Below are 21,905 nucleotides of genomic sequence, written 5' to 3'. Positions count from 1 at the left end.
GCGGGTTGGGTGTGCCGCGCGGGCGGGATAGGTTGGACGGCGTGTCGATGATGAAAGGCGCCAATGTCGCGGTGCCTGCTGCCGCGGTCCGGGTCGAGTTGGGTTGGCAGGCGGGGGCGGGGGTGCCGGATGCGGACGCGTCGGCGCTGTTGCTCGCGGGGGCCAAGGTGCGGTCCGACGACGACTTCGTGTTCTACAACCAGGCTGTGCATCCGTCGGGGGCGGTGCGGCACGAGGGTAAGCGGCAGGGGGCCACGGTTGTCGACGCGCTGTCGGTGAATCTGGCGCAGGTGGAGGCGCAGATCGAGAGGATCGTGCTGGCCGCCTCCGCCGATGGTGGCACCTTCGGGCAGTTCCACGGGCTCTACATCCGGGTACTCGACGCGGCGGCCGGGGCCGAGCTCGCGCGGTTCGACAGCACCGGGGCCACCAGCGAGACGGCGTTCGTGCTCGGTGAGCTGTATCGCAGGCAGGGGGCGTGGAAGTTCCGGGCGGTCGGCCAGGGGTACGACTCCGGATTGGCCGGTCTCGCCACCGATTTCGGCATCTCCGTCGACGACGAACCCGCCCCGCCCGCTCCCACCGCCCAGCCGTACGCGCCCCCGCCTCCGCCGGTGGGTCAGCCGCAGGCCCCGTTCCCCGCACCGACGCCACCGCACGTCCCGGCCGCGCCCGTCCCGCCGTTCCCCGGCCCCGGCCAACCGCACCCCGGACAGCCCTACGCTCCGGCGCCCTTCCCGCCCGGCCAGCCACCCGCGCCGCACCAGGGTCACCCCGGCGGCCCGGCCGCGCACCCGGGCCAGCCACCCGCTCCCGGTCAGCCTCAGCCCCACGCCCCGCAGCTCCCCGCTCCTGGCCAACAACAGGGCGCCCCGGTCAACCTCAGCAAGGTCTCACTCACCAAGGAAGCCCCTTCGGTCTCGCTGACCAAACACGGCGCCACCGGTGGCGTCATGCGGGTGAATCTCAACTGGACTTCGATGGCCGCTACCGGCCGCCTGTTCGGCAAACTGCGCGGCAAGAACATCGACCTCGACCTGTGCTGCTTCTTCGAACTGGTCAACGGCGCGATCGGCTCGGTGCGCGCGCTGGACCGCCGCTTCGGCGCCCTCTACGAACCGCCGTTCATCCACCTCGACCAGGACGACCGCACCGGCGCCAGCATCACCGGCGAGAACCTGTCGATCAATCTCGACTACACCCAGTTCTTCCGGCGCATCCTGGTTTTCGCCTCGATCTACGACGGCGCCAGCGATTTCCGCGGCGTGCACGCCACCGTCACCCTGCATCCGGTGGGTTCGGCGCCGATCGAGATGACCCTCGACGGCTGCACCGACAATTCCCGCGACGCCGTGCTGGCCGTCATCGAGAATGTCGACGGCGAACTCGTGGTGCGCCGCGAGGGCGCGTTCGTCCGCCCGCCCGCCGGTCAGCCCGGCGGCGGTGTCATGGAGATCGCCCGGCTCTACCACTGGGACTTCGGTTTCCAGGCGGGACGCGGCAAATGATCCGTCATCCCGCGACCCGGGTGCTCAACGCGCTGGTCTACCACCCGGACAAGCACGTCGCCGAAACCCCCGCCGCGCTGGGCCTGGACTATCGCGACCTGACCATGCGCACCACCGACGGCATCGACGTGCACGGCTGGTTCGTGCGCGCCGAACGCCCGCGCGGGCACATCCTCTACGCGCACGGCAACGCGGGCACCATCGGCGACCGGGTGGCGATCATCGCGCTGCTGGTCGCCGCCGGTTTCGACGTGCTCGCCTTCGACTACCGCGGCTTCGGCCACAGCACCGGCGCGCCGGAGGAACAGGGCACCTATCTCGACGCGCGCGCCGCCCGCACCGCCCTGCTCGACCAGCCCGGCGTCGACCCCGACCGCATCCTCTACCTGGGCAAATCCCTGGGCGGCGGGGTGCTGCTGGAACTGGCCACCGAGTTCCCGCCCGCGGGCATGATCCTCATGTCCACCTTCAGCGGCATGCGCGACGCGGCGCGGTCGGTCTACCCGTTCCTGCCCGCGCCGCTCATCCCGGACGCCTACCCGAGCCTGCGCCGGATCGCGACGCTGCGGGTGCCGATCCTGATGATGCACGGCGACCGCGACGAACTCCTCCCGCTCCGGCACGCCGAACGCCTCTACGCGGCCGCCACCGAGCCCAAGCGGCTCATCGTGGTCCCCGGGGCCGGGCACAACGATGTCATCGACGCGCTCGGCGCGCGCTGGCCGAAGCTCATTACCGAATGGTCGGAATTCCTCGACAGCTGAGCCGGGCTGCGTAGCCTGGCGATATGAGCGAAACCAGCGAGATCCTCGGCCGCCTGGCGGCGCTGCCCGACGCCGACCTGGTGACGGTGCTGCGCGCCGCCGTCGCGGGCAGGCCGGGGCTGGTCGCGGTCGCCGCCGCCCTGGCCCAGGTGGACACCGGTCATGCCGAGACCGGATCGCCTGTGAACCTCGACACCGTCATAGCCGAGGCGGATGTGGCGCCCGTCGCATCGGAGCAGGTCGGGGGCGCCTTGCCGGTACCGCCGGTACCGCATGGCGGGCCGGGAACCGCCGCACCCACCCCCACCGGCGGATATTCCGCTTCCGGTGTGCCGACATTCGACGCGGTTCGGGATAAGGTCGAGCAGCGCTACGGCACCGCGCAGGGGATGGGTGAGCTCGATCGGCAGACCCCGGCGGGTCGCAGCGCCGACGAACAGTGGGAGACGCGGGAGAAGGCCGCGCGTGAGCGGCTGGCGCAGATCCGGAAATCGATGCATCGCGACGATTCCGGCCCCGAGTAGCCGAAGCGGTCTCCCGTCCCAACGACCGTGATGGGTGGACCCGACGATGACACAGGCGCGCCAGATCGCCGAACAACTGCTCGACGCGCAGGTGGATTTCCTGCTCGGCGAGGTGACCGGCGACCGGTTCGCCGAGGTGATCGCCCGCGACGTGGCCGCGGTGCTGGCCGTCGGCGACACCATCGTCTTCGGTGACGTGGTCTCCCTCGAACAGGGCGAGGAGACGGTCGCGACGGTCTTCGACCGCATCGGCGGCAGCCCCGTCATCGCCGACACCGTCGGCATCTTCTCCGACGCCATCTACGACCACATCGCCGCCAACACCGAGTACACCCTCGGTGACGTGGTCGACCGCGAACCGGTGGAAGCGTTGCTGGAGAAGATCTTCGGCATGCACCAGGCCCAGGAGCGCATCCTGGACCGGCTCACCGAGAGCCCGCTGGTCGCCACCGTGGCCTCCCGTTTCGTCGACAAGCTGATCGGCGACTTCCTGCAGGCCAATCGGGAACGCGCCGAGAAGATCCCGGGTGTCTCCTCGCTGATGTCGCTGGGCCAGTCGGCGGCGAACAGGGCCAAGAAGGTCGCCGACAGCACCTTCGTCGGCGATCTCGCGGGCAAGGGCGCGCTGTTCGCGCTCAAGCGCACCAACAACGCCATCCGCGACATGCTGCGCGACGCCCCCGTGCACTCCGCGGCCATGGAATTCTGGGACCTGCACGCCGACGAGCCCGTCGCGGGCCTGCGCGAATACCTCACCCAGAAGGATCTCAACGAGCTGGTCCAGATCTGCTACGAGATCGCCGTGACCACGCGTGAGAAGGAATACTTCGGCCTGCTGGTGCGCGAATGCGTCGAGGTCTTCTATCAGAAGTACAGCGACCGCACCCTCTCGGCCATGCTCCCCGAACTCGGCCTCACCGCCGAGGACATCAGCACCGAGATCCTGCGCTACGGCCCGGCCGTCATCGAAGCCGCCAAGCGCAACGGCGTCCTGGCCGGGCTGATCCGCGAACGCCTCGAGCCCTTCTTCCTCTCCGACCAGGTCCTGTCCATCCTCACCCCGGCCTGATCACAACCCCGGATCGACCAGCGCGGCAGCACACGCGCGAACCCCCTGGCGGCGACGAGGGAGCGGCCAGGGGGTTCGTGGGTGAAGGGCTCAGTGGGAGCCGAGGGGGGTGCCGAAGAGGGTGGCGAACTTGGCGGCGAGAGTGTCGCCGAGGAAGTTCAGGGCGCCGGGGGTGGCGGCCATGGTGCCCGCGTCGCTGATGGTGCAGCCAGGGGTGGCGGGGAGACCGTCGAGGCGGTCGCGCAGCCAGAGCAGGGCGGCCGGGCCGCCGACGACCTCGGCGATGATGTGTTCGCTGGCGTGGTCGCGGGTGTAGGTCAGTGAGGTGCCGGGGTCGCGGCAGTAGGTGTCGACGAGAGTGTCGGTGGCGGCCAGCGGCAGGATCTCGTCCCAGGCCGAATGCCAGACGAACATCGGCATGTCCGGCACCGTCTTGCCCATCTTGGTGTCGGCCAGCATGGCCGCGACGGGCGCGTCGTCGAGGGGATCGCCGTCGGAGCCGATCATGCCGATCATGTTCAGGAACGGCAGCAGCGCCGACTGGTACTGCACGCACAGCGGCGACTTGATCGCCGAGAGGCCCTTGCCGAGCGGGTCGAGCCGTTCGTCGAGATAGGCGGCGAAATCAGGGTATTCGCGGGCGAGGCCGAGGACCGCCGCGAAGACCAGCCCCGAGGTGGCCTGGTTGTTCGACATGCGCAGGGCCGCACCCAGATCCGCGCCGACGCCGCCTTCGGCCGCTCCGACGATATTCAGCTCGGGGGCGTAGGAGGCGTGCAGTTCGGCGGCGTGCCCGGTCGCGATCGAACCGCCGGAGTAGCCGTAGAGGCCCACGCGCGCGTCCGGTCCGGCTTCCAGGGGCGCGAAGTGGGTCGCTGCGCGGATGCCGTCGAGGGTGATCCGGCCAGCCAGCGGACCGGCGGCATAGGCCGAGTTCGGGCCCTGATGGTCCGGCACGACCACGGCCCAGCCCTGGGCCAGCGCGGCCTGGGCGAACAGGAACTCGGCCGGGACCACGATCTGCCCGGCCACCGGCGCCACCGACAGGTGTTGCAGCGCGTACGACGGCGCGCAGTAGCCCGCGGTCGAGTCCTCGGCCAGCTGCACCGAGAGCAGCTTGCGCGGCTCCACGGCGGTCCCGCGCGGCTTGATCAGGGTCGCCACCGCGGGGATGGCCTCGTCGCGGCTGTTGTTGGAGCGGTAGGACACCTGCCAGGCGTCCACGTCGATCGGCAGCAGGCCGAAGTCGGCGACGGTCACCTGACGGGCGGCGATGATCCCGCCCGGCGCGGTCGCGGCGACCACGTCGGCGGGCGGGAGATAGAAGCCGGGGTCCAGTTCCGGCGGCAGCGGGATCACCGGCGCGGGGGCGATGCCCGCCGGTTCGGCCGCGGCCGGGCCTGCCACCACGGCCGAACTCACCGCGATCAGGCCGGTGACCAGGGCGAGCCACCGGGCAACGGTAGGAGATGTCATGCGTGCTCAGTCCTCACGTGATTTGAGACGCCTTCGTCTCAACGAGGGTTACTATGGCACGGGTGTGGCGTAGATCGCAATCAGCGCGGCGGGGCGTCCGCGGCCGTGAGGGCGTTGAGCAGGGTGGAGAAGACCTCGACCAGCTCGTCGACGGGTGGGCGCGGGTCGTCGAGGCTCCACTGGTGCACCGCGCCGTTGACCGCGCCGATGAAGGCCGCCATGGCGACCCGCCAGCCGCCGGGGGGTGTGCGCGCGTCCGGCACGCCCGCCGCGATCGCCTGGACCACCTCGCCCCACTGGTCCCGGATCCGCGCCCGATGGGCCTCCACGGCCGGGCTCACACCGACGATCTCCACGAAAGCGACGGTGGCGCACCGGATATCGGCGGTGATGGCCCGGGTGTAGGCGCGCACGGCCACATCGACCAGTTCCCGCAGATCCGTCGACCCGCTCGCCGCCAGCGCCTCGGCGACCGCCGAGCGCGCCCGGCCCTGCACGCTGTCGTACACCGCGACCAGCAGTTCCTCGCGATCGGTGAACAGCTCGTAGAACTGCCGCCGCGACAGCCCCGCCGCCGCGCACACATCGGTCAGCGAACTGTTCGCGTAGGACTTCTCCGCGAACACGCTGAGCCCGGCCTCGAGGAACAGCGCCCGCCGCTCGACCTGCCGTTCGGCGACCGAGGTGCCGGTGTAGTTGTGTCGAGTCCGCGCCGGTTTCACACCGTCGACCCTACTGACCACAACCTCGGCCGAACTGGCTCAGACACCCGCGCGCCCTACACTCGGCCGCATGGGTGAGCAGAAACAGCGGATGCTGGCGGGGGAGCTGTACCGGGACAGTGATCCCGAACTGGTGGCCGAACGGCAACGCGCACAACGGCTCTGCGACGAGTTCAACCGCACCGGCCCCGACGAGACCGAACAGCGCACCGCCCTGCTCACCGACCTGCTCGGCAAGCTCGGCGCGGGCTCGTGGATCATGCCGCGCTTCCAGTGCGACTACGGCTCCCTGATCGAGATCGGCGCCAACAGCTTCCTCAACTACGACGCCATCCTGCTCGACTGCGCGCCCATCGTCATCGGCGACGACTGCTCGATCGGCCCGCGCTGCCAGCTGCTCACCGCCCTGCACCCCATGGACGATCACGAAAAGCGCAGGCAGCGCTGGGAATCCGCGGCACCCATCCGGATCGGGAACAATGTCTGGTTCGGTGGCGGGGTGATCGTGTGTCCGGGGGTGACCATCGGCGACGACGTGGTGGTCGGCGCGGGCAGCGTGGTGACCCGCGACCTGCCCGACCGCGTCTTCGCCGCGGGCAACCCCGCCCGGGTGATCCGCGCCCTGTAGCGCGTCGCCGGGTCGCGCGGGCGCCCGCGCGGCCATACTGTCTGTCCATGGGCGAAGCGCGGATCGAGACGGAGCAGGACGCGACCCGGCCGCTGCGCGAGGACATCCGGTTTCTCGGCGGCATCCTGGGCGACACCATTCGCGATCACGAGGGCCCCGAGGTGTTCGACCTGGTCGAGCGGGTGCGGATCGAGGCTTTCCGGGTGCGCCGCGAGGAGGTCGAGCGCAGCGCGGTGGCCGACATGCTCGACGGCACCCCCACCGAGGTCGCCATCCCGCTGATCCGGGCGTTCAGCTATTTCGTGCTGCTGGCCAATCTGGCCGAGGACATCCAGCGCGACCGCCGCCGCGCCGCCCACGTCGCCGCCGGGGAACCCCCGCAGGACTCCTCGCTGGCGGCCACCTACGCCAAGCTCGACGCCGCCGCCCTCGACGGCGACACGGTGGCCGAACTGCTGGCCGACGCGCTGGTCTCGCCGGTGATCACCGCGCATCCCACCGAGACGCGCCGACGCACGGTCTTCGACGTGCAGTCCGAGATCACCGGCCTGATGCGCCTGCGCCGCAGGCTCGACCCGGGCGAACCCGGCTACGACGAGTCCGAACTGGCGATCCGGCGTGCCGTACTCACGCTGTGGCGCACCGCGCTGATCCGCTTGGCGCGCTTGCGGATCCAGGACGAGATCGCCGTCGGCCTGCGCTATTACGACCTCACCCTCTACGACGTGATCCCCGCGATCAACGCCCAGGTGCGCGCCGCCCTGCGCTACCGCTGGCCCGAGGCCGACCTGCTGGCCCGGCCGATCCTGCGCCCCGGCTCCTGGATCGGCGGCGATCGCGACGGCAACCCCTATGTGACCGCCGAGGTCGTGCACACCGCGGCCGAGCAGGCGGCCGGTTTCGCCTTCGGCCGCTACCTCGACGAGCTGGTGGAGCTGGAGAAATCGCTGTCGCAGTCGGGCAGGCTGGTGCCGGTCACCGCGGCGGTCGCCGACCTCGCGCGGGCCGGGTACGAGGATCCGGCCTTCTTCGCCGACGAGCCGTATCGCCGTGCGCTGCACGCGATCCGGGCCCGGCTCAGCGCCACCGCGCGCCGCGCGCTCGGCACCCTGCCGGAGAGCGGGCTGGACACCCCCGCCACGCCGTACCCCACACCGCAGGCGGTGCTCGACGACCTCGACGCCATCGACGTGTCGATGCGCGCCAGCGGGGACGGCCTGCTCGCCGACGACCGGCTCGCCGCCCTGCGCCACGCCATCGAGACCTTCGGATTCCATCTGCAGGGCCTGGACCTGCGGCAGAACTCCGAGGTGCACGAGCAGGTGGTCGCCGAACTGCTGGCCTGGTCCGGCGCGCATCCGGACTACGCGAGCCTGCCGGAGGCCGAGCGGGTCGCCCTGCTGGCCGGGGAACTGCGCACGCGCAGGCCGCTACTCGGCCCGCACGCGCAGATCGGCGAGCTCGCCACGAAGGAACTCGGTGTGCTGCGCGCGGCCAAGGACGTGATCGACACCTTCGGCGCCGCGGCCGTGCCGAACTACATCATCAGCATGTGCACCTCGGTCAGCGACATGCTCGAGGCGGCGCTGCTGCTCAAAGAGGCGGGCATCCTCGATCCGGGCACGGCCGAGGGCACGCCGAGCTGCCCGGTCGGCATCGTTCCGCTCTTCGAGACGATCGAGGATCTGCGCGCCGGGGCCGCGACGCTGTCGGCGGTGCTCGAGGTGCCGGTCTATCGCGAGCTCGTCGCGGCGGCGGGGATGCGCCAGGAGGTGATGCTCGGCTACTCCGATTCCAACAAGGACGGCGGGTACCTGGCCGCGAACTGGGCGCTGTACCGGGCGGAACTGGATCTGGTGGAGGTCGCCCGCGCGACCGGTATCCGGTTGCGGCTGTTCCACGGTCGCGGCGGCACGGTCGGTCGCGGCGGCGGGCGCAGTTACGACGCCATCCTGGCCCAGCCCGCGGGCGCGGTGCACGGCGCGCTGCGGCTCACCGAGCAGGGCGAGGTGATCGCCGCCAAGTACTCCGAACAGGGTGCGGCACACCGCAATCTGGAATCACTGATCGCGGGCACCCTGGAATCGACGCTGCTGGACGTGGAGGGGCTGGGCGCCGACGCCGAACCGGCCTACGAGCTGCTCGACGACCTGGCCGCCCGCGCCCGCGCCGCCTACGCGCGGCTGGTGCACGACACTCCGGGGTTCGTCGAGTACTTCCGTCAGTCCACCCCGGTCGCCGAGGTCGGCGACCTGAATATCGGCAGCCGCCCCGCCTCGCGCAAGCCGACCAATTCGGTCTCGGACCTGCGGGCCATTCCGTGGGTGATGGCCTGGAGTCAGGCCAGGGTGATGCTGCCGGGCTGGTACGGCACCGGCACCGCGCTCGAGGAGTGGGTCGGCGGCGATCCCGCGCGGCTGGCCCGGCTCACCGAGCTCTACCGGCGCTGGCCGTTCTTCGGCACGGTGCTGTCGAACCTGGCGCAGGTGATGGCCAAGAGTGATCTGGATATCGCCGCCCGCTACGCCGAGCTGGTCGAGGACCCGGAGCTGCGCGCGGAGATCTTCGGGATGATCCGCGACGAGCACGCCCGCACCATCCGGATGTACCGGGCGGTCACCGGCCACGCCGAGCTGCTCACCGACAATCCGTCACTGGCCGAGTCCATCCACAACCGCTTCCCCTACCTGGAGCCGCTCAATCAGCTCCAGGTGGATCTGCTGCGCAGGCTGCGTGGCGGTGACGATTCCGAACTGGTGAAGCGCGGGATCCTGCTCACCATGAACGGTCTGGCCACCGCCCTGCGCAACTCGGGCTAGCGCACTACAGGCACACGCTGATGCTGATCGGACCCACCGGGATGCTGGCGCAGACGGCGACCGAGCCGACGACGGGCTGCGCGGTGGCGGCCGAGGCGGTTCCGGCGCCGAGCGCGGTGGCGGACAGGGCGAGTGCGGCGATGGCGAGCGGGCGAGCGGTCTTGGCAAACATAGGTACTTCCTAGATAGTGCGGTACCCCGGGCAAGGGGATTGCCCATAGAAGCATATCCCCGGCCGCCGGACGCCCTGATTGCGCCGGATTCCGGCCGGGTGACCGAGAGGACGCTGTGATCATCGACAACGACGCGGTGGACGTGCTCGCCGACCGGGCGCTCGGCCCGCAGGACAAGAGCGTCCCGCCCGCCGCCTGGGGCCGCAGCGCGCGCGAGTACCTGGGGACCGCCCCGGAGCTGCGCCAGTGGCAGACCCCGCTGCTCACCCTCGACCGGGGCAGGCTCGACGCCAATCTCGCGCTGATGGCCGAGTGGACCGCCGCCGCCGGGGTCGGGCTGGCCCCGCACGGCAAGACCACCATGGCCCCGCAGCTGTGGCGCGAGCAGCTCATGGCGGGTTCGTGGGCGATCACCCTGGCCACGGCCTGGCAGGCGCAGCTGGCGCGCGCGTTCGGTGTCGGCCGGATCGTGCTCGCCAACGCGGTCCTTGATCCGGTCGGATTGTCCTGGGCCGCCGCCGAATCCGCGCGGGACGCCACCTTCGAGTTCTACTGCTGGGCCGACGGGATCGACACCGTCGCGGCGATGGAGACGGTCCTGCGCACCGCGCCGCCCGGTCCGCCGGTACGGGTCTTGGTTGAGCTCGGCGGGCCGCACGGCCGGACCGGCGCGCGCACCCGCGCCGAAGCGCACGCGGTGGCCTCGGCCATCCGGGCCAGTGAGCGGCTCACCCTGGCCGGGGTCGGCGGGTACGAGGGCGCGCTGGCGCATGATCGCAGCGATGCCGGGATCGCGGCCGTGCGCGGCTATCTGGCCGAACTCGCCGCGCTGCACACCGAACTCGTCGCCGCGGGCGCCTATCCGGGCCCGGCGATCGTCACCGCGGGCGGCAGCGCCTATCCGGAGCTGGTCGTCGACGCGCTGGCGGGCCTGGCCGACGGCGCGACCACCGTGGTGCTGCGCAGCGGCGCCTACCTCGTCCACGATGACGGCTTCTACGCCGGGATCTCCCCGCTCAGCGGGTCCGCCGCGGTCCCCGGCCTGCGATCCGCCATGCACGGCTGGGCGCGGGTGGTCTCCCGGCCGGAGCCGGAACTGGCGCTGCTCGACGGCGGTAAACGCGACTTCCCGATCGACGAAGGACTGCCGGTCCCGCAGCTGGTCGCCGGTTCGACACTGCCGCCCGGCGCCGAGGTGACCGCGCTCAACGATCAGCACACCTTCCTGCGCCTGCCGGGCGCCAGCGCGGCGGACCTGCCGGTCGGCAGCGTGGTGCGGCTGGGCCTGTCGCATCCGTGCACGGCCTTCGACAAGTGGCGGCTCATCCCGGTCATCGACGACGCCGACGCCGAGCGGCCCCGCGTGGTCGACCTGGTGCACACCTACTTCTGACCGGGACCAGCTGGTCTTTGTTCACGACGCTAGCGCGCGCACCAGCCGGGTCAGCGCCGGGCGCGGATCGGTGTCGGCGCCGGTGAGCCGGTGCACGATGACGCCGTCGAGATAGTCGACCAGGATGCCCGCCTCGGCCGCCCCGACCCCGGCCAGAGCGGTGAGCTCGACCGCCATCCCGCGGAGCCGCCGGTGTCCCCGCCGGACCGCCTCGTCCAGCGCTGGCATCGTCTGCGCCTCGCCGAACAGGGCCAGCCGGGCCTGGGTGCGGACCCGGCCGTCGGTGGTCGCGTGCTCGGCGAAACGGGCCAGCCCTTCGACGAGATCGTCGAGGGTGGACAGGGTCAGCACCTGGTCCAGCGCCGCCCAGTCGCCGTGATCGCGCTGCTCGAGCCGCTCGGCGATCCCGGTGAGCAGGGCCGCCCGGGTGCGGAAGTAGTTGGACGCCGAGCCGGTGGGGAGTCCGGCCGCCTCGTCCACCGCGCGATGGGTCAGCGCGCGCGAACCCCGGGTGCCCAGCACCTCGATGGCCGCGTCGAGGACCTGCTCCCGTTTCGACACCACCCGGCGATACTACGCCCGTAGTGATCGTCACTACAGTCGTCGTGCATGGCACTACAGCCGTAGTACGGTGGCGGCAACCGGGAGTGAGGAGAGGCAGATGGCAACAGCGATCGTCGTCGGTGGCGGTATCGGGGGAATGGCCGCGGCCCTGGCGCTGCACGGCCGGGGCTGGTCGGTCGAGGTGCTCGAACAGGCGCCGGAGATCACCGAGGTCGGCGCGGGAATCTCGCTGTGGAGCAACGCGTTGCGCGCGCTGGACGCGATCGGGGTGGGCGACCGGGTTCGCGGGCAGGCCATCGACGGCACCTCGGCGGGTATCCGCGACACCCGTGGCCGGTGGCTCTCGCGCGCCGATCTCGCGGCTCTGCGCGAGCGCTTCGGCACGCCGGTGATCCTGCACCGCGCGGTGCTGCTCGACATCCTGCGCTCCGCCCTGCCCGCCGGTGCGCTGCGCACCGGGATCTCGGTGCGCGAGGCGCGAACCGACGGCACCGTCGTGCACTCGGCGGGGACCTCGACCGCCGACCTGGTCGTCGGCGCGGACGGCCTGCGCAGTGTCGTGCGCCGCGCGGTCTGCGGGGCGGTCGAGCCGCGGTATGCCGGGTACACCGCCTGGCGGGCGGTGGTCGACCTCGCCGATCCGCCCGCGAACTTCGGCGAAACCTGGGGTCGCGGTGCGCGTTTCGGTATCGCCCCGCTGAAGGACGGCCGCCTGTACTGCTTCGCCGTCTACAACGCCGCCGAGCACGCGCCCGGCAGCCTCGACGAGGTCCGCGCCCGCTTCGCCGGTTGGCCCGCGCCCATCCCGGCCCTGCTCGCCGCCGCCGACCCGGACACGGTGCTGCACAACGACATCTACGAGCTCCCCGCTCTGCCCACCTTCACCGCGGGCCGGATCGCCCTGCTCGGCGACGCCGCCCACGCCATGACCCCCAATCTCGGCCAGGGCGGCTGCCAGGCCCTCGAGGACGCCGTGGTGCTGGCCCGCTACGCCGCCGACCCCGGCGGCCTGGCCCGCTACGACCGCGAACGCCGCCCGCGCACCCGCATGATCACCCGCCGCTCGGCCCAGGTCGGCGTCCTCGGCCAGCTCTCCGCCGCCCCGCTGGTCGCGCTCCGAAACACCGTCCTGCGGCTGACCCCGGCCTCGGCCCAGCTCCGCTCGATGGCGCCGGTCCTCGACTGGACCTGTTGAGCCGCAGTCGATCCGGCCTATCCGGCGTCGTCGAAGATCGCCACCGCGCGGGCCGTATCACTACGCCTCCACGATGAACGGCGGACGACCGCGCGGTGGCGCTGTCACCCGTAGCGGGCGGCCATGGCCGTGGCGGTGGCCGCCAGGGCGGCGCGCAGGGGCGTGGGTGTCAGGACCTCGAGATGTTCGCCGAGAGGGAGCAGGGCGTGGGCGAGGATCTCGACGGACTCCCCGGGAATCGTGATCTCGGCCCAGCCGTCGGCATCGGGTGCGCCCAGCGACGCGAGGGCCTCGCGCACGGCCGCGGGATCGTTCGTCAGGCGCAGCAGCCGCACCTGGGCGGTATCGATACGGCAGTGCGCGCGCACGCGCAGGATGGACCGGGCGAACTCCTCGGCCGCTGTCCGCCAGTGTGCGGCCAGATCGAAATCGGCAGGGCGGGTGAAGGTTTCGCCGGTGGTCTCGGCGGTGACGATCCGGCTCGCCCGGTACGACCGGATGTCGGCGGCTTCCCGCGCCACCAGATACCAGGTGCCCGCCTTCATCACCAGGCCCAGCGGGTCGACGATCCGCTCCACGACACGGTCCGGGCGCCGGTAACCGAGGGCGAGCCTGCGGTCGTGCCAGAGCGCGTCGGCCACCGTGGCCAGGGCGGGGGTGTCGTCGGGACGGTGGAACCAGCCGGGCATATCGATGTGGACGCGGTCGGCGATCCGGGTCGCGCGGCCGCGCAGTTCCGGCGGCAGCGCGGCCAGCATCTTCAGCTGGGCGGTGGCCAGCACCGTGCCGAGCCCGAGATCGGCGGCCGCGCCCGGCAGCCCGGCCAGCAGCACGGCGTCGGCCTCGTCGGAGGTGAGCCCGGTCAGCCGGGTGCGGTAGCCGTCGATCAGGCGCACCCCACCCCCGCGGCCCGGTTCGCAGTACACCGGCACTCCGGCCTCCGACAGCGCCTCCACATCGCGGTACACCGTGCGCGTCGACACCTCCAGCTCCCGCGCCAGCTCGCCCGCGGTCGTCCCGCCGGAGGCCTGGAGCACCAGCAGCAGCCGTACCAATCTGCTCGCGCGCATACCACCGAGACTAGCCGGGAAACCTGACAGGAGATGTCCGGTTTGCGTCGTACCGTCGAGGCATGACCACGTGGAGCCAGTTCACCCAGGAAGCACCGAGCATCGCCGCCCTGTTCCTGCGCAGGCATCAGGCCACCCGCAACCTGTGCATGCTCGGCACCGTTCGCGCCGACGGATCACCCCGGATCAGCCCGATCGAGCCGATGATCTTCGAGGACATGCTCGTCCTCGCCGGTATGCCGCACACCCGCAAGTTCGACGACCTCGCCCGCGACCCCCGCTTCTGCCTGCACACCGCCACCGTCGACACCGAGGTCACCGACGGCGACGCCAAACTCTTCGGCACCGTCACCGACGTGAGCGACGAGGCCGTGCACCGCCGCTTCACCCAGATGCTGTTCGAGAAGAGCGGCTTCGACATCCGCGAGGAGAAGTTCGACCACTTCTACGTCGCCGATCTCACCGGCGCCTCCACCGTCGAGGTCGACGACGACCACCTCGACATCACCGTCTGGAAGCCCGGCCGGGGCGAGACCGTGGTCCAGAAGCGCTGAGTCGCCGCTGATCCGGTACCGCGCCACGACCGCGCGGTACCCGGGACGGCGGTGTGCGCTGTGCCACGATGACGGGCATGGAGCTGCTCGCGTCCGCGGCCGTGGACGGCCCGTCGCCGATCGTGTCGCTGTTCTGGATCGCGCTGGTCGCCGTGGCCGCCCCGCTGCTGTCGCGGGTGCTGCGCGGGTATGCGCCGGATGTGGTGATCCTGCTGCTCGCGGGCACGGTGCTCGGGCCGTTCGCGCTGGGGTGGGCTTCCGCGGACGGCGGCGTCGACCTGATCGAGGAACTCGGCCTCGGCATGCTGTTCCTGCTGGCCGGATACGAACTGGATCCGAAACTGCTCGGTGGGCGGTCGGGGCGGGTCGCGTGGCTGGTCTGGCTGGCCGGGCTGGTCTTCGGGTTCGGCCTGGTCACCGCGCTGGCGAGCGGGGAGTCGACCACCAATCACATCGCCGTGGCCATCGCGATGACCTCCACCGCGCTCGGCACGCTGCTGCCGATCGTCAAACAGGCGGGCCTGCTCGACACCCCGCTCGGCCGGGCGGTGCTCGCGCACGGCGCGGTCGGCGAGCTCGGCCCCATCGTGGCCATGTCGGTGCTGCTGAGCAGCCACAGCGTCGGCGCGGCGCTGGTGGTGCTGGCGCTGTTCGTGGTGGCCACCCTGCTGGCCGGGGTCGTCCCGCTGCGACTGTTCGCGCGCATCCCCGATCTCGGCGCGGCGCTGGCCCGGATGGACGGCGGCACCTCCCAGCTGCCGGTGCGCGGCTCGATCCTGCTGCTGCTCGTGCTGATGGTGGTGGCGGAACGCTTCGAGCTGGACGTGGTGCTGGGCGCCTTCGCGGCGGGCATGGTGCTGCGCCGCCTCATCGCCGCCGGGCATCCCCAGGTCGACGAGCAGCTGGAGACCATCGGCTACGGCCTGCTGATCCCGGTGTTCTTCGTGGTCTCGGGCATGGGCATCGATCTGGCCGCGGTCGCCGACAAACCACTGATGTGGCTGGGCTTCGTGGCCGCCATCGCGGTCGCGCGCGGATTGCCGGTCTGGCTCAGCGAGCGGTTCGTCCCGCACGGCCGCAATCTCGAGTCCCCGCACGAACGCGCCCAGCTCGCGCTGTTCGCCGCGACGGGCCTGCCGATCATCGTCGCGGTCACCCAGGTGGCGGTGTCGACGGGCATGATGACCGCCGAGACCGCCTCGGTCCTGATCGCCGCGGGCGCGACGACGGTATTGTTGTTTCCGCTGGTAGCGCGCCTGATCGGGCGCGGGGCACCGGCGCCGGTCACACCTGCCCATGAATGAGCTTGCATAGTCGTGCATAATCATCACATGGTTGATTCGTCGGGAGGACCCGTGTTGCGGGTGGCGGTTGCCGGTGCGAGTGGATACGCCGGTGGCGAAGTGTTGCGTCTGCTGCTGAACCACCCGGAGTACCGAGCCGGGCGCCTCGAGATCGGGGCGCTGACCGGTGGATCCAACGCGGGAACCGCGCTGGGTGAGCTGCAGCCGCACCTGCTGCCGCTGGCCGATCGGATCCTGGAAGCGACCACCCCCGACACCCTGGCGGGCCACGATGTGGTCTTCCTCGGCCTGCCGCACGGCCAGTCCGCGGCCATCGCCCAGGCCCTGCCCGAGTCCACCGTCATCATCGACTGCGGCGCCGACTTCCGGCTCACCGACGCCGCGGCCTGGGAGAAGTACTACGGCGGCGCCCACGCGGGCAGCTGGCCCTACGGCCTGCCCGAACTGCCCGGCGGCCGGGAGCGGCTGACCGGCGCCACCCGCATCGCGGTGCCCGGCTGCTACCCGACCGTGGCCAGCGTGGCGCTGGCCCCGGCCATCGCCGCCGGGATCATCGAGCCCACCGTGAACGTCGTCGCCGTGAGCGGCACCTCGGGCGCGGGCCGCAAGCTCGATGTCGGGCTGCTCGGCTCCGAGGTGATGGGTAGTGTGCGCGCCTACAGCATCGCGGGCGCGCACCGGCATACCCCCGAGATCGCGCAGAACCTGAAAGCCGCGGGCGGCGTGGACGTCTCGGTGTCGTTCACCCCCGTGCTCGCGCCGATGCCCCGGGGCATCCTGGCCACCTGCACCGCGCCGGTGAAGGTCGACGCGGCCCAGGCGCGCGCCGTCTACGAGAAGGCCTACGCCGACGAGCCGTTCGTGCACCTGCTGCCCGAGGGCCTGCTCCCGCAGACCGGGGCGGTGCTCGGCTCCAACGCGATCACCCTGCAGGTCACCGTCGACGCCGACGCGGGCCTGCTCGTGGTGATCGGCGCGATCGACAACCTGGCCAAGGGCACCGCGGGCGCCGCCGTGCAATCGATGAATCTGGCCGTCGGCTACGACGAGACCGCAGGACTTTCCACCGTAGGAGTGGCACCGTGACCAGCAAACTGATCCACACCCAGGGCGTCACCGCGCCGCTCGGTTTCCGGGCGGCGGGGATCGCGGCCGGGATCAAGGCCAGCGGCAAGCCCGACCTCGCGCTGGTCCTCAACGAGGGTCCCGAGTACGCGGCGGCCGGTGTCTTCACCAGCAATCAGGTCAAGGCCGCGCCGGTGCTGTGGTCGCAGCAGGTGCTGAAGACCGGTCGGCTGCGCGCGGTCATCCTCAACTCGGGCGGTGCCAATGCCTGCACCGGCCCCGGCGGTTTCCAGGACACCCACCAGACCGCCGAGGAACTCGCTGCCGCACTGAGCAATTGGGGTACCGAGACCGGCGCGGGCGAGATCGCGGTCTGCTCCACCGGCCTCATCGGTGACCGGCTGCCGATGGACAAGCTCCTGCCCGCGATCACCGAGATCGTGCACGAGATGGGTGGGGGCATGTCGGGCGGTTCCGACGCGGCTCAGGCCATCATGACCACCGACACCGTGCCCAAGGAATCGGCCTTCCACCACGAGAACAAGTGGAATGTCGGCGGCATGGCCAAGGGCGCGGGCATGCTCGCGCCGTCGCTGGCCACCATGCTCGTCGTGCTCACCACCGACGCGGTGGCTACCCCCGAGCAGCTCGACGAGGCCCTGCGCAAGGCCACCAAGTACACCTTCGACCGGCTCGATGTCGACGGTTCGTGCTCCACCAACGACACCGTGCTGCTGCTGGCCAACGGCGCCAGCGGCGTCGCCCCGTCGCAGGAGGAACTCGACGCCGCGGTGTTCACCGTCTGCGACGACCTGGCCGCCCAGCTCATGGCCGACGCCGAGGGCGTCACCAAGCGGGTGCGGGTCACCGTCGCCGGTGCCGCCAGTGAAGACGAGGCCCTCACCGCCGCCCGCGCGGTGGCCCGCGACAGCCTGGTCAAGACCGCGCTGTTCGGCTCCGACCCCAACTGGGGCCGGGTGCTGGCCGCGGTCGGCATCGCCCCGGTGACCCTGGACCCGAACCGGATCGCGGTGTCGTTCAACGGCAATCCGGTCTGCGTCGACAGCGTCGGCGCGCCGGGCGCGCGCGAGGTCGACCTGTCCGGCGCGGATATCGACGTGCTGATCGAGCTGAATGTCGGCGAGGGCACCGCCATGGTGCGCACCACCGACCTCTCGCACGCCTACGTCGAAGAGAACTCGGCGTACAGCTCATGAGCAGTGTGGTGCACAGCCTTTCGGCCCTGGACAAAGCCCACGTGCTCGCCGACGCGCTGCCGTGGCTGCAGAAGTTCCGCGACAAGATCGTCGTGGTGAAGTACGGCGGCAACGCCATGATCGACGCCGAACTCAAGGCCGCCTTCGCCGCCGACATGGCCTTCCTGCGCACCGTCGGCGTGCACCCGGTGGTGGTGCACGGCGGCGGCCCGCAGATCAACGCCATGCTGAAACGGCTCGGCATGGAAGGCGAGTTCCGCGGCGGCTTCCGGGTGACCACGCCCGAGGTGATGGACGTGGTGCGGATGGTGCTGTTCGGACAGGTCGGGCGTGAGCTCGTCGGCCTGATCAACGCGCACGGGCCCTACGCGGTCGGCATCTCCGGCGAGGACGCGCACCTGTTCACCGCGACCCGGCGCACCGTCACCGTCGACGGCGCGGCCACCGATATCGGCCTGGTCGGCGATGTCACCGAGGTCAATCCCGGTGCGGTGCTGGACCTGATCGACGCGGGGCGGATCCCGGTGGTCTCCACCATCGCCCCCGACGCCGACGGCGTGGTGCACAACATCAACGCCGACACCGCCGCGGCCGCCCTGGCCGAGGGCATCGGCGCCGAGAAACTCGTCGTCCTCACCGATGTCGAGGGCCTCTACACCGACTGGCCCGACCGGTCCTCGCTGACCAGCGAGATCGACGCCGCGGCCCTGGCGGAGTTGCTGCCACGCCTGGATGCGGGCATGGTGCCCAAGATGGAAGCCTGCCTGCGCGCTGTGCAGGGCGGGGTGCCCAGCGCCCACGTGATCGACGGCCGCGTGCCGCACTCGGTCCTGCTGGAGCTGTTCACCGGAGAAGGAATCGGAACGATGGTGACCCCATGAGTGAAGTAGAGAAGATCCAGCAGCGGTGGTCGGCCGCGATGATGAACAACTACGGCACCCCGAAGGTCGCGCTGGTGCGCGGCGCGGGCGCGGTGGTCTACGACGCCGACGGCAAGCGCTATGTCGATTTCCTCGGCGGCATCGCGGTCAACAGCCTCGGCCACGCCCATCCGGCCATTCTGGAAGCGGTCACCCAGCAGCTGGGCACCCTCGGCCACGTGTCGAACATCTACGCCAACGAGCCGGTGATCGAACTGGCCGAGAAGCTGCTCGCGCACTTCGGTGACGGCGAGGGCCGGGCGTTCTTCTGCAACTCCGGCACCGAGGCCAACGAGGCCGCGTTCAAGATCGCCCGGCTCACTGGCCGGACCAAGATCGTCGCCGCCGAGGAGGCCTTCCACGGCCGCACCATGGGCGCCCTCGCGCTCACCGGTCAGCCGTCGAAGCGCGAGCCCTTCGAGCCGATGCCGCCCGGCGTCGTGCACGTGCCCTACGGTGACGCCGCCGCGCTGGAGGCCGTCGTCGATACCGACACCGCCGCGGTGTTCCTGGAGCCGATGATGGGGGAGAGCGGCGTGGTCGTCCCGCCGTTCGACTACCTGGCCAAGGCCCGTGAGATCACCTCCCGGGCGGGCGCGCTGCTCATCCTCGACGAGGTGCAGACCGGAATCGGCCGCACCGGAACGTTTTTCGCGCACCAGGCGGCGGGCATCGTGCCCGACGCGATCACCCTGGCCAAGGGCCTGGGCGGCGGTCTGCCGATCGGCGCCGTGCTGGCGCAGGGCCGCGCCGCCGAGCTGCTCACGCCGGGTCTGCACGGCACCACCTTCGGTGGTAACCCCGTCTGCGCCGCCGCGGCGCTGGCGGTGCTGCGCACCATCGACGCCGAAGACCTGCTCTCGCATGTGGAATGGGTCGGCAAGCGGCTCAGCGACGGCATCGCCCTGCTCGAGCATCCCGAGATCGACCACGTCCGGGGCGCGGGCCTGCTCATCGGTATCGTGCTGCGCAACGACATCTCCGCGCAGGTGGACGAGCGGGCGCGGGAGGCGGGCTACCTGATCAATCCCGCCAAGCCGAACGTGATCCGGCTGGCGCCGCCGCTGGTGCTCACCGAAACCCAGGCCGACAACTTCATCGCCGACCTGCCCGGCATTCTCGACCTGGCCGCCGCCGATGCGAAGGGAGCGAGTAAGTGACCCTGCGCCACTTTCTGCGCGACGACGACGTGACCCAGGCCGAACAGGCCGAAATCCTCGCCATCGCCGCGGAATTGAAGCAGAACCCGTTCGCGCACCGGCCGCTGGACGGCCCGCGCGGGGTCGGGGTGATCTTCGAGAAGAACTCCACCCGCACCCGCTTCTCCTTTGAACTGGGCATCGCCCAGCTCGGCGGGCACGCGGTGGTGGTGGACGGCCGTGACACCCAGCTCGGCCGCGAGGAGACCCTCGGCGACACCGGCAGCGTGCTCTCGCGCTACGTCGACGCCATCGTCTGGCGCACCTTCGAACAGTCGCGGCTGGACGAGATGGCCGTCACCGCCACGGTTCCCGTGGTGAACGCGCTGTCCAACGAGTTCCACCCGTGCCAGGTGCTCGCCGATCTGCAGACCATCGCCGAGCGCAAGGGCACCCTGGCGGGCCTGAACCTCACCTACTTCGGCGACGGCGCCAACAATATGGCGCACTCGCTGCTGCTGGGCGGGGTGACCGCGGGCATGAACGTCACCGTGGCGGCCCCGGCCGGGTTCGAGCCGCTGCCGTGGATCCTGGAGGCCGCAGCCAAGCGGGCCGCCGAGACCGGCGCGAGCGTGCACGTCACCGGTGATCCGGTGGCCGGGGCGAGTGGCGCCGATGTGCTCGTCACCGACACCTGGACCTCGATGGGGCAGGAGAACGACGGCCTGGACCGGGTCGGCCCGTTCCGCCCGTTCCAGCTCAATGCCGAACTGCTCGGCCACGCGTCTCCGGAAGCCATTGTGCTGCACTGTCTTCCGGCGCATCGCGGCGAGGAGATCACTGACGAGGTGCTCGACGGCGCGCACAGCGTGGTCTGGGACGAGGCCGAGAACCGCCTGCACGCCCAGAAGGCGCTGCTGGTCTGGCTGCTCGCGAAAGCCGCCGCGTGAGACCGCGAACCGGGGCCTGCGCGGAGGGCAGGCCATGAGCGCGCCCGAGAAGGGCTCGCCCGCGATCGCCCGCACCCGCGCAGGCCGCCAGTCGCGCATCGTCGAGCTGCTGTCGGCGCATTCGGTGCGCAGCCAGACCGAGCTGGCCGCGCTGCTCGCCGCCGAGGGTATCGAGACCACCCAGGCCACCCTCTCGCGGGACCTCGACGAACTCGGCGCGGTGAAGCTGCGCGCGGCCGACGGCGGCGCGGGCGTCTACGTGGTCCCCGAGGACGGCAGCCCCGTGCGCGGAGTCACCGGCGGCACCGGCCGGTTGTCCAAACTGCTCGGTGACCTGCTGGTCTCCACCGACGCCAGCGGCAATCTCGCCGTCCTGCGCACCCCACCCGGCGCCGCCCACTTCCTGGCCAGCGCGCTGGACCGGGCCGCGCTGCCCTTCATCGTCGGCACCATCGCCGGTGACGACACCATCGCGGTGATCGCCCGCGAACCCCTCACCGGCGCCGAACTGGCCGCGAAAATCGAAGGATTGGCCTGAGGGGACCACGGTTGCAGAGCCGGGGCCCATTATCCAATGATGGGCATATAAGGTTAAGCAAAGAAGATACTTACTTAACGCTAATGGCTCAGGCTGAAGCCGACGAAGCCGCGCAGGAACTGGTGCGGTTCGATGCGCATCTATCGGCCGAGCTCGGAACCGACTGCGAACTCGGACCGATGAGCTCCGTGCTGCTACGCACCGAGAGCTCCGCGTCGTCGCAGATCGAGAACCTCACTGTGGGCGCTCGGCAACTCGCGATGGCCGAGCTCGGTGAGCACACCAACCGGAACGCGCGCATCGTCACTGCCAA

At 71.1% G+C, this 21,905-nt stretch carries 21 protein-coding genes; 16 read left to right on the top strand and 5 right to left on the bottom strand.

The window, feature by feature from the left end:
* Positions 1-47: 47 nt before the first annotated feature.
* The 4 genes from WA675_RS22210 to WA675_RS22195 are packed head-to-tail and all read left to right on the top strand — an operon-like array spanning position 48 to position 3,865.
* Positions 48-1,508 (top strand): TerD family protein, encoded by a 1,461-nt coding sequence (locus tag WA675_RS22210; RefSeq protein ID WP_336086929.1) that lies wholly within the window; start codon positions 48-50, stop codon positions 1,506-1,508.
* A complete protein-coding gene (locus WA675_RS22205) occupies positions 1,505-2,272 on the top strand; it encodes an alpha/beta hydrolase (protein WP_336086780.1) in 768 nt (255 codons plus the stop codon). Before WA675_RS22210 ends, WA675_RS22205 begins: the two co-directional genes overlap by 4 nt.
* A gap of 23 nt (positions 2,273-2,295) precedes the next feature.
* A complete protein-coding gene (locus WA675_RS22200) occupies positions 2,296-2,796 on the top strand; it encodes a PspA/IM30 family protein (protein WP_336086779.1) in 501 nt (166 codons plus the stop codon).
* 46 nt (positions 2,797-2,842) lie between these two features.
* Positions 2,843-3,865: a hypothetical protein gene (locus WA675_RS22195; protein WP_336086778.1), complete on the top strand. Its 1,023-nt coding sequence runs from the start codon at positions 2,843-2,845 to the stop codon at positions 3,863-3,865.
* 90 nt (positions 3,866-3,955) lie between these two features.
* Here WA675_RS22195 and WA675_RS22190 read toward each other — a convergent pair whose 3' ends face one another.
* Together WA675_RS22190 and WA675_RS22185 are read right to left on the bottom strand one after the other, a co-directional pair.
* Entirely contained in the window at positions 3,956-5,341 is a 1,386-nt protein-coding gene (locus WA675_RS22190; RefSeq protein WP_336086777.1) for a lipase family protein, read from the bottom strand.
* An 80-nt stretch (positions 5,342-5,421) separates the two neighbouring features.
* The gene (locus tag WA675_RS22185; RefSeq protein ID WP_336086776.1) at positions 5,422-6,063 is read right to left on the bottom strand and encodes a TetR/AcrR family transcriptional regulator; all 642 of its coding nucleotides are present in this window, start codon (positions 6,061-6,063) and stop codon (positions 5,422-5,424) included.
* A gap of 70 nt (positions 6,064-6,133) precedes the next feature.
* On the opposite strand from WA675_RS22185, the gene WA675_RS22180 reads away from it, so the two are divergent.
* Both WA675_RS22180 and ppc read left to right on the top strand, forming a co-directional pair.
* Complete coding sequence (locus WA675_RS22180; protein WP_336086775.1) at positions 6,134-6,691, top strand: sugar O-acetyltransferase; 558 nt, start codon at positions 6,134-6,136, stop codon at positions 6,689-6,691.
* A gap of 47 nt (positions 6,692-6,738) precedes the next feature.
* Positions 6,739-9,510, top strand: coding sequence for a phosphoenolpyruvate carboxylase (gene ppc, locus WA675_RS22175; RefSeq protein WP_336086774.1), 2,772 nt, complete (start codon positions 6,739-6,741; stop codon positions 9,508-9,510).
* Positions 9,511-9,514: 4 nt separating this feature from the next.
* Here ppc and WA675_RS22170 read toward each other — a convergent pair whose 3' ends face one another.
* Positions 9,515-9,682, bottom strand: coding sequence for a hypothetical protein (locus WA675_RS22170; protein WP_336086773.1), 168 nt, complete (start codon positions 9,680-9,682; stop codon positions 9,515-9,517).
* Positions 9,683-9,801: 119 nt separating this feature from the next.
* On the opposite strand from WA675_RS22170, the gene WA675_RS22165 reads away from it, so the two are divergent.
* Positions 9,802-11,076, top strand: coding sequence for an amino acid deaminase (locus tag WA675_RS22165; RefSeq protein ID WP_442945699.1), 1,275 nt, complete (start codon positions 9,802-9,804; stop codon positions 11,074-11,076).
* 21 nt (positions 11,077-11,097) lie between these two features.
* On the opposite strand, the gene WA675_RS22160 is transcribed toward WA675_RS22165, so the two are convergent.
* Entirely contained in the window at positions 11,098-11,640 is a 543-nt protein-coding gene (locus WA675_RS22160; protein WP_336086771.1) for a TetR/AcrR family transcriptional regulator, read from the bottom strand.
* Between the two features lie 97 nt (positions 11,641-11,737).
* Between WA675_RS22160 and WA675_RS22155 the strand changes: the two genes are divergently transcribed.
* Complete coding sequence (locus WA675_RS22155) at positions 11,738-12,835, top strand: FAD-dependent monooxygenase (RefSeq protein WP_336086770.1); 1,098 nt, start codon at positions 11,738-11,740, stop codon at positions 12,833-12,835.
* A 104-nt stretch (positions 12,836-12,939) separates the two neighbouring features.
* Here WA675_RS22155 and WA675_RS22150 read toward each other — a convergent pair whose 3' ends face one another.
* Positions 12,940-13,905, bottom strand: coding sequence for a helix-turn-helix transcriptional regulator (locus WA675_RS22150; protein WP_336086769.1), 966 nt, complete (start codon positions 13,903-13,905; stop codon positions 12,940-12,942).
* 62 nt (positions 13,906-13,967) lie between these two features.
* Here WA675_RS22150 and WA675_RS22145 point away from each other — a divergent pair, with 62 nt between their 5' ends.
* From WA675_RS22145 to WA675_RS22110, 8 genes are all read left to right on the top strand, one after another.
* Positions 13,968-14,459: a pyridoxamine 5'-phosphate oxidase family protein gene (locus WA675_RS22145; RefSeq protein WP_336086767.1), complete on the top strand. Its 492-nt coding sequence runs from the start codon at positions 13,968-13,970 to the stop codon at positions 14,457-14,459.
* 77 nt (positions 14,460-14,536) lie between these two features.
* Positions 14,537-15,763: a cation:proton antiporter gene (locus WA675_RS22140; RefSeq protein WP_336086765.1), complete on the top strand. Its 1,227-nt coding sequence runs from the start codon at positions 14,537-14,539 to the stop codon at positions 15,761-15,763.
* A gap of 27 nt (positions 15,764-15,790) precedes the next feature.
* Positions 15,791-16,849, top strand: coding sequence for an N-acetyl-gamma-glutamyl-phosphate reductase (gene argC / locus WA675_RS22135; protein WP_336086764.1), 1,059 nt, complete (start codon positions 15,791-15,793; stop codon positions 16,847-16,849).
* Positions 16,846-18,045: a bifunctional glutamate N-acetyltransferase/amino-acid acetyltransferase ArgJ gene (gene argJ / locus WA675_RS22130; protein WP_336086763.1), complete on the top strand. Its 1,200-nt coding sequence runs from the start codon at positions 16,846-16,848 to the stop codon at positions 18,043-18,045. Before argC ends, argJ begins: the two co-directional genes overlap by 4 nt.
* Complete coding sequence (argB, locus tag WA675_RS22125; protein ID WP_336086762.1) at positions 18,042-18,926, top strand: acetylglutamate kinase; 885 nt, start codon at positions 18,042-18,044, stop codon at positions 18,924-18,926. Before argJ ends, argB begins: the two co-directional genes overlap by 4 nt.
* Positions 18,923-20,125 carry an acetylornithine transaminase gene (locus WA675_RS22120; protein ID WP_336086759.1) on the top strand — a complete coding sequence of 401 codons (1,203 nt, stop codon included), beginning with the start codon at positions 18,923-18,925 and terminating at the stop codon, positions 20,123-20,125. The genes argB and WA675_RS22120 overlap by 4 nt, the downstream gene beginning before the upstream one ends.
* Positions 20,122-21,054, top strand: a complete 933-nt coding sequence (gene argF / locus WA675_RS22115; protein WP_336086758.1) for an ornithine carbamoyltransferase — start codon at positions 20,122-20,124, stop codon at positions 21,052-21,054. The genes WA675_RS22120 and argF overlap by 4 nt, the downstream gene beginning before the upstream one ends.
* Before the next feature lie 34 nt (positions 21,055-21,088).
* Complete coding sequence (locus WA675_RS22110) at positions 21,089-21,592, top strand: arginine repressor (RefSeq protein WP_336086757.1); 504 nt, start codon at positions 21,089-21,091, stop codon at positions 21,590-21,592.
* Positions 21,593-21,905 lie beyond the last annotated feature (313 nt).

This window comes from Nocardia sp. SSK8, assembly GCF_037034205.1.
Classification (GTDB): Bacteria; Actinomycetota; Actinomycetes; order Mycobacteriales; family Mycobacteriaceae; genus Nocardia.
This window is presented reverse-complemented; position numbering and strand designations above follow the sequence as displayed.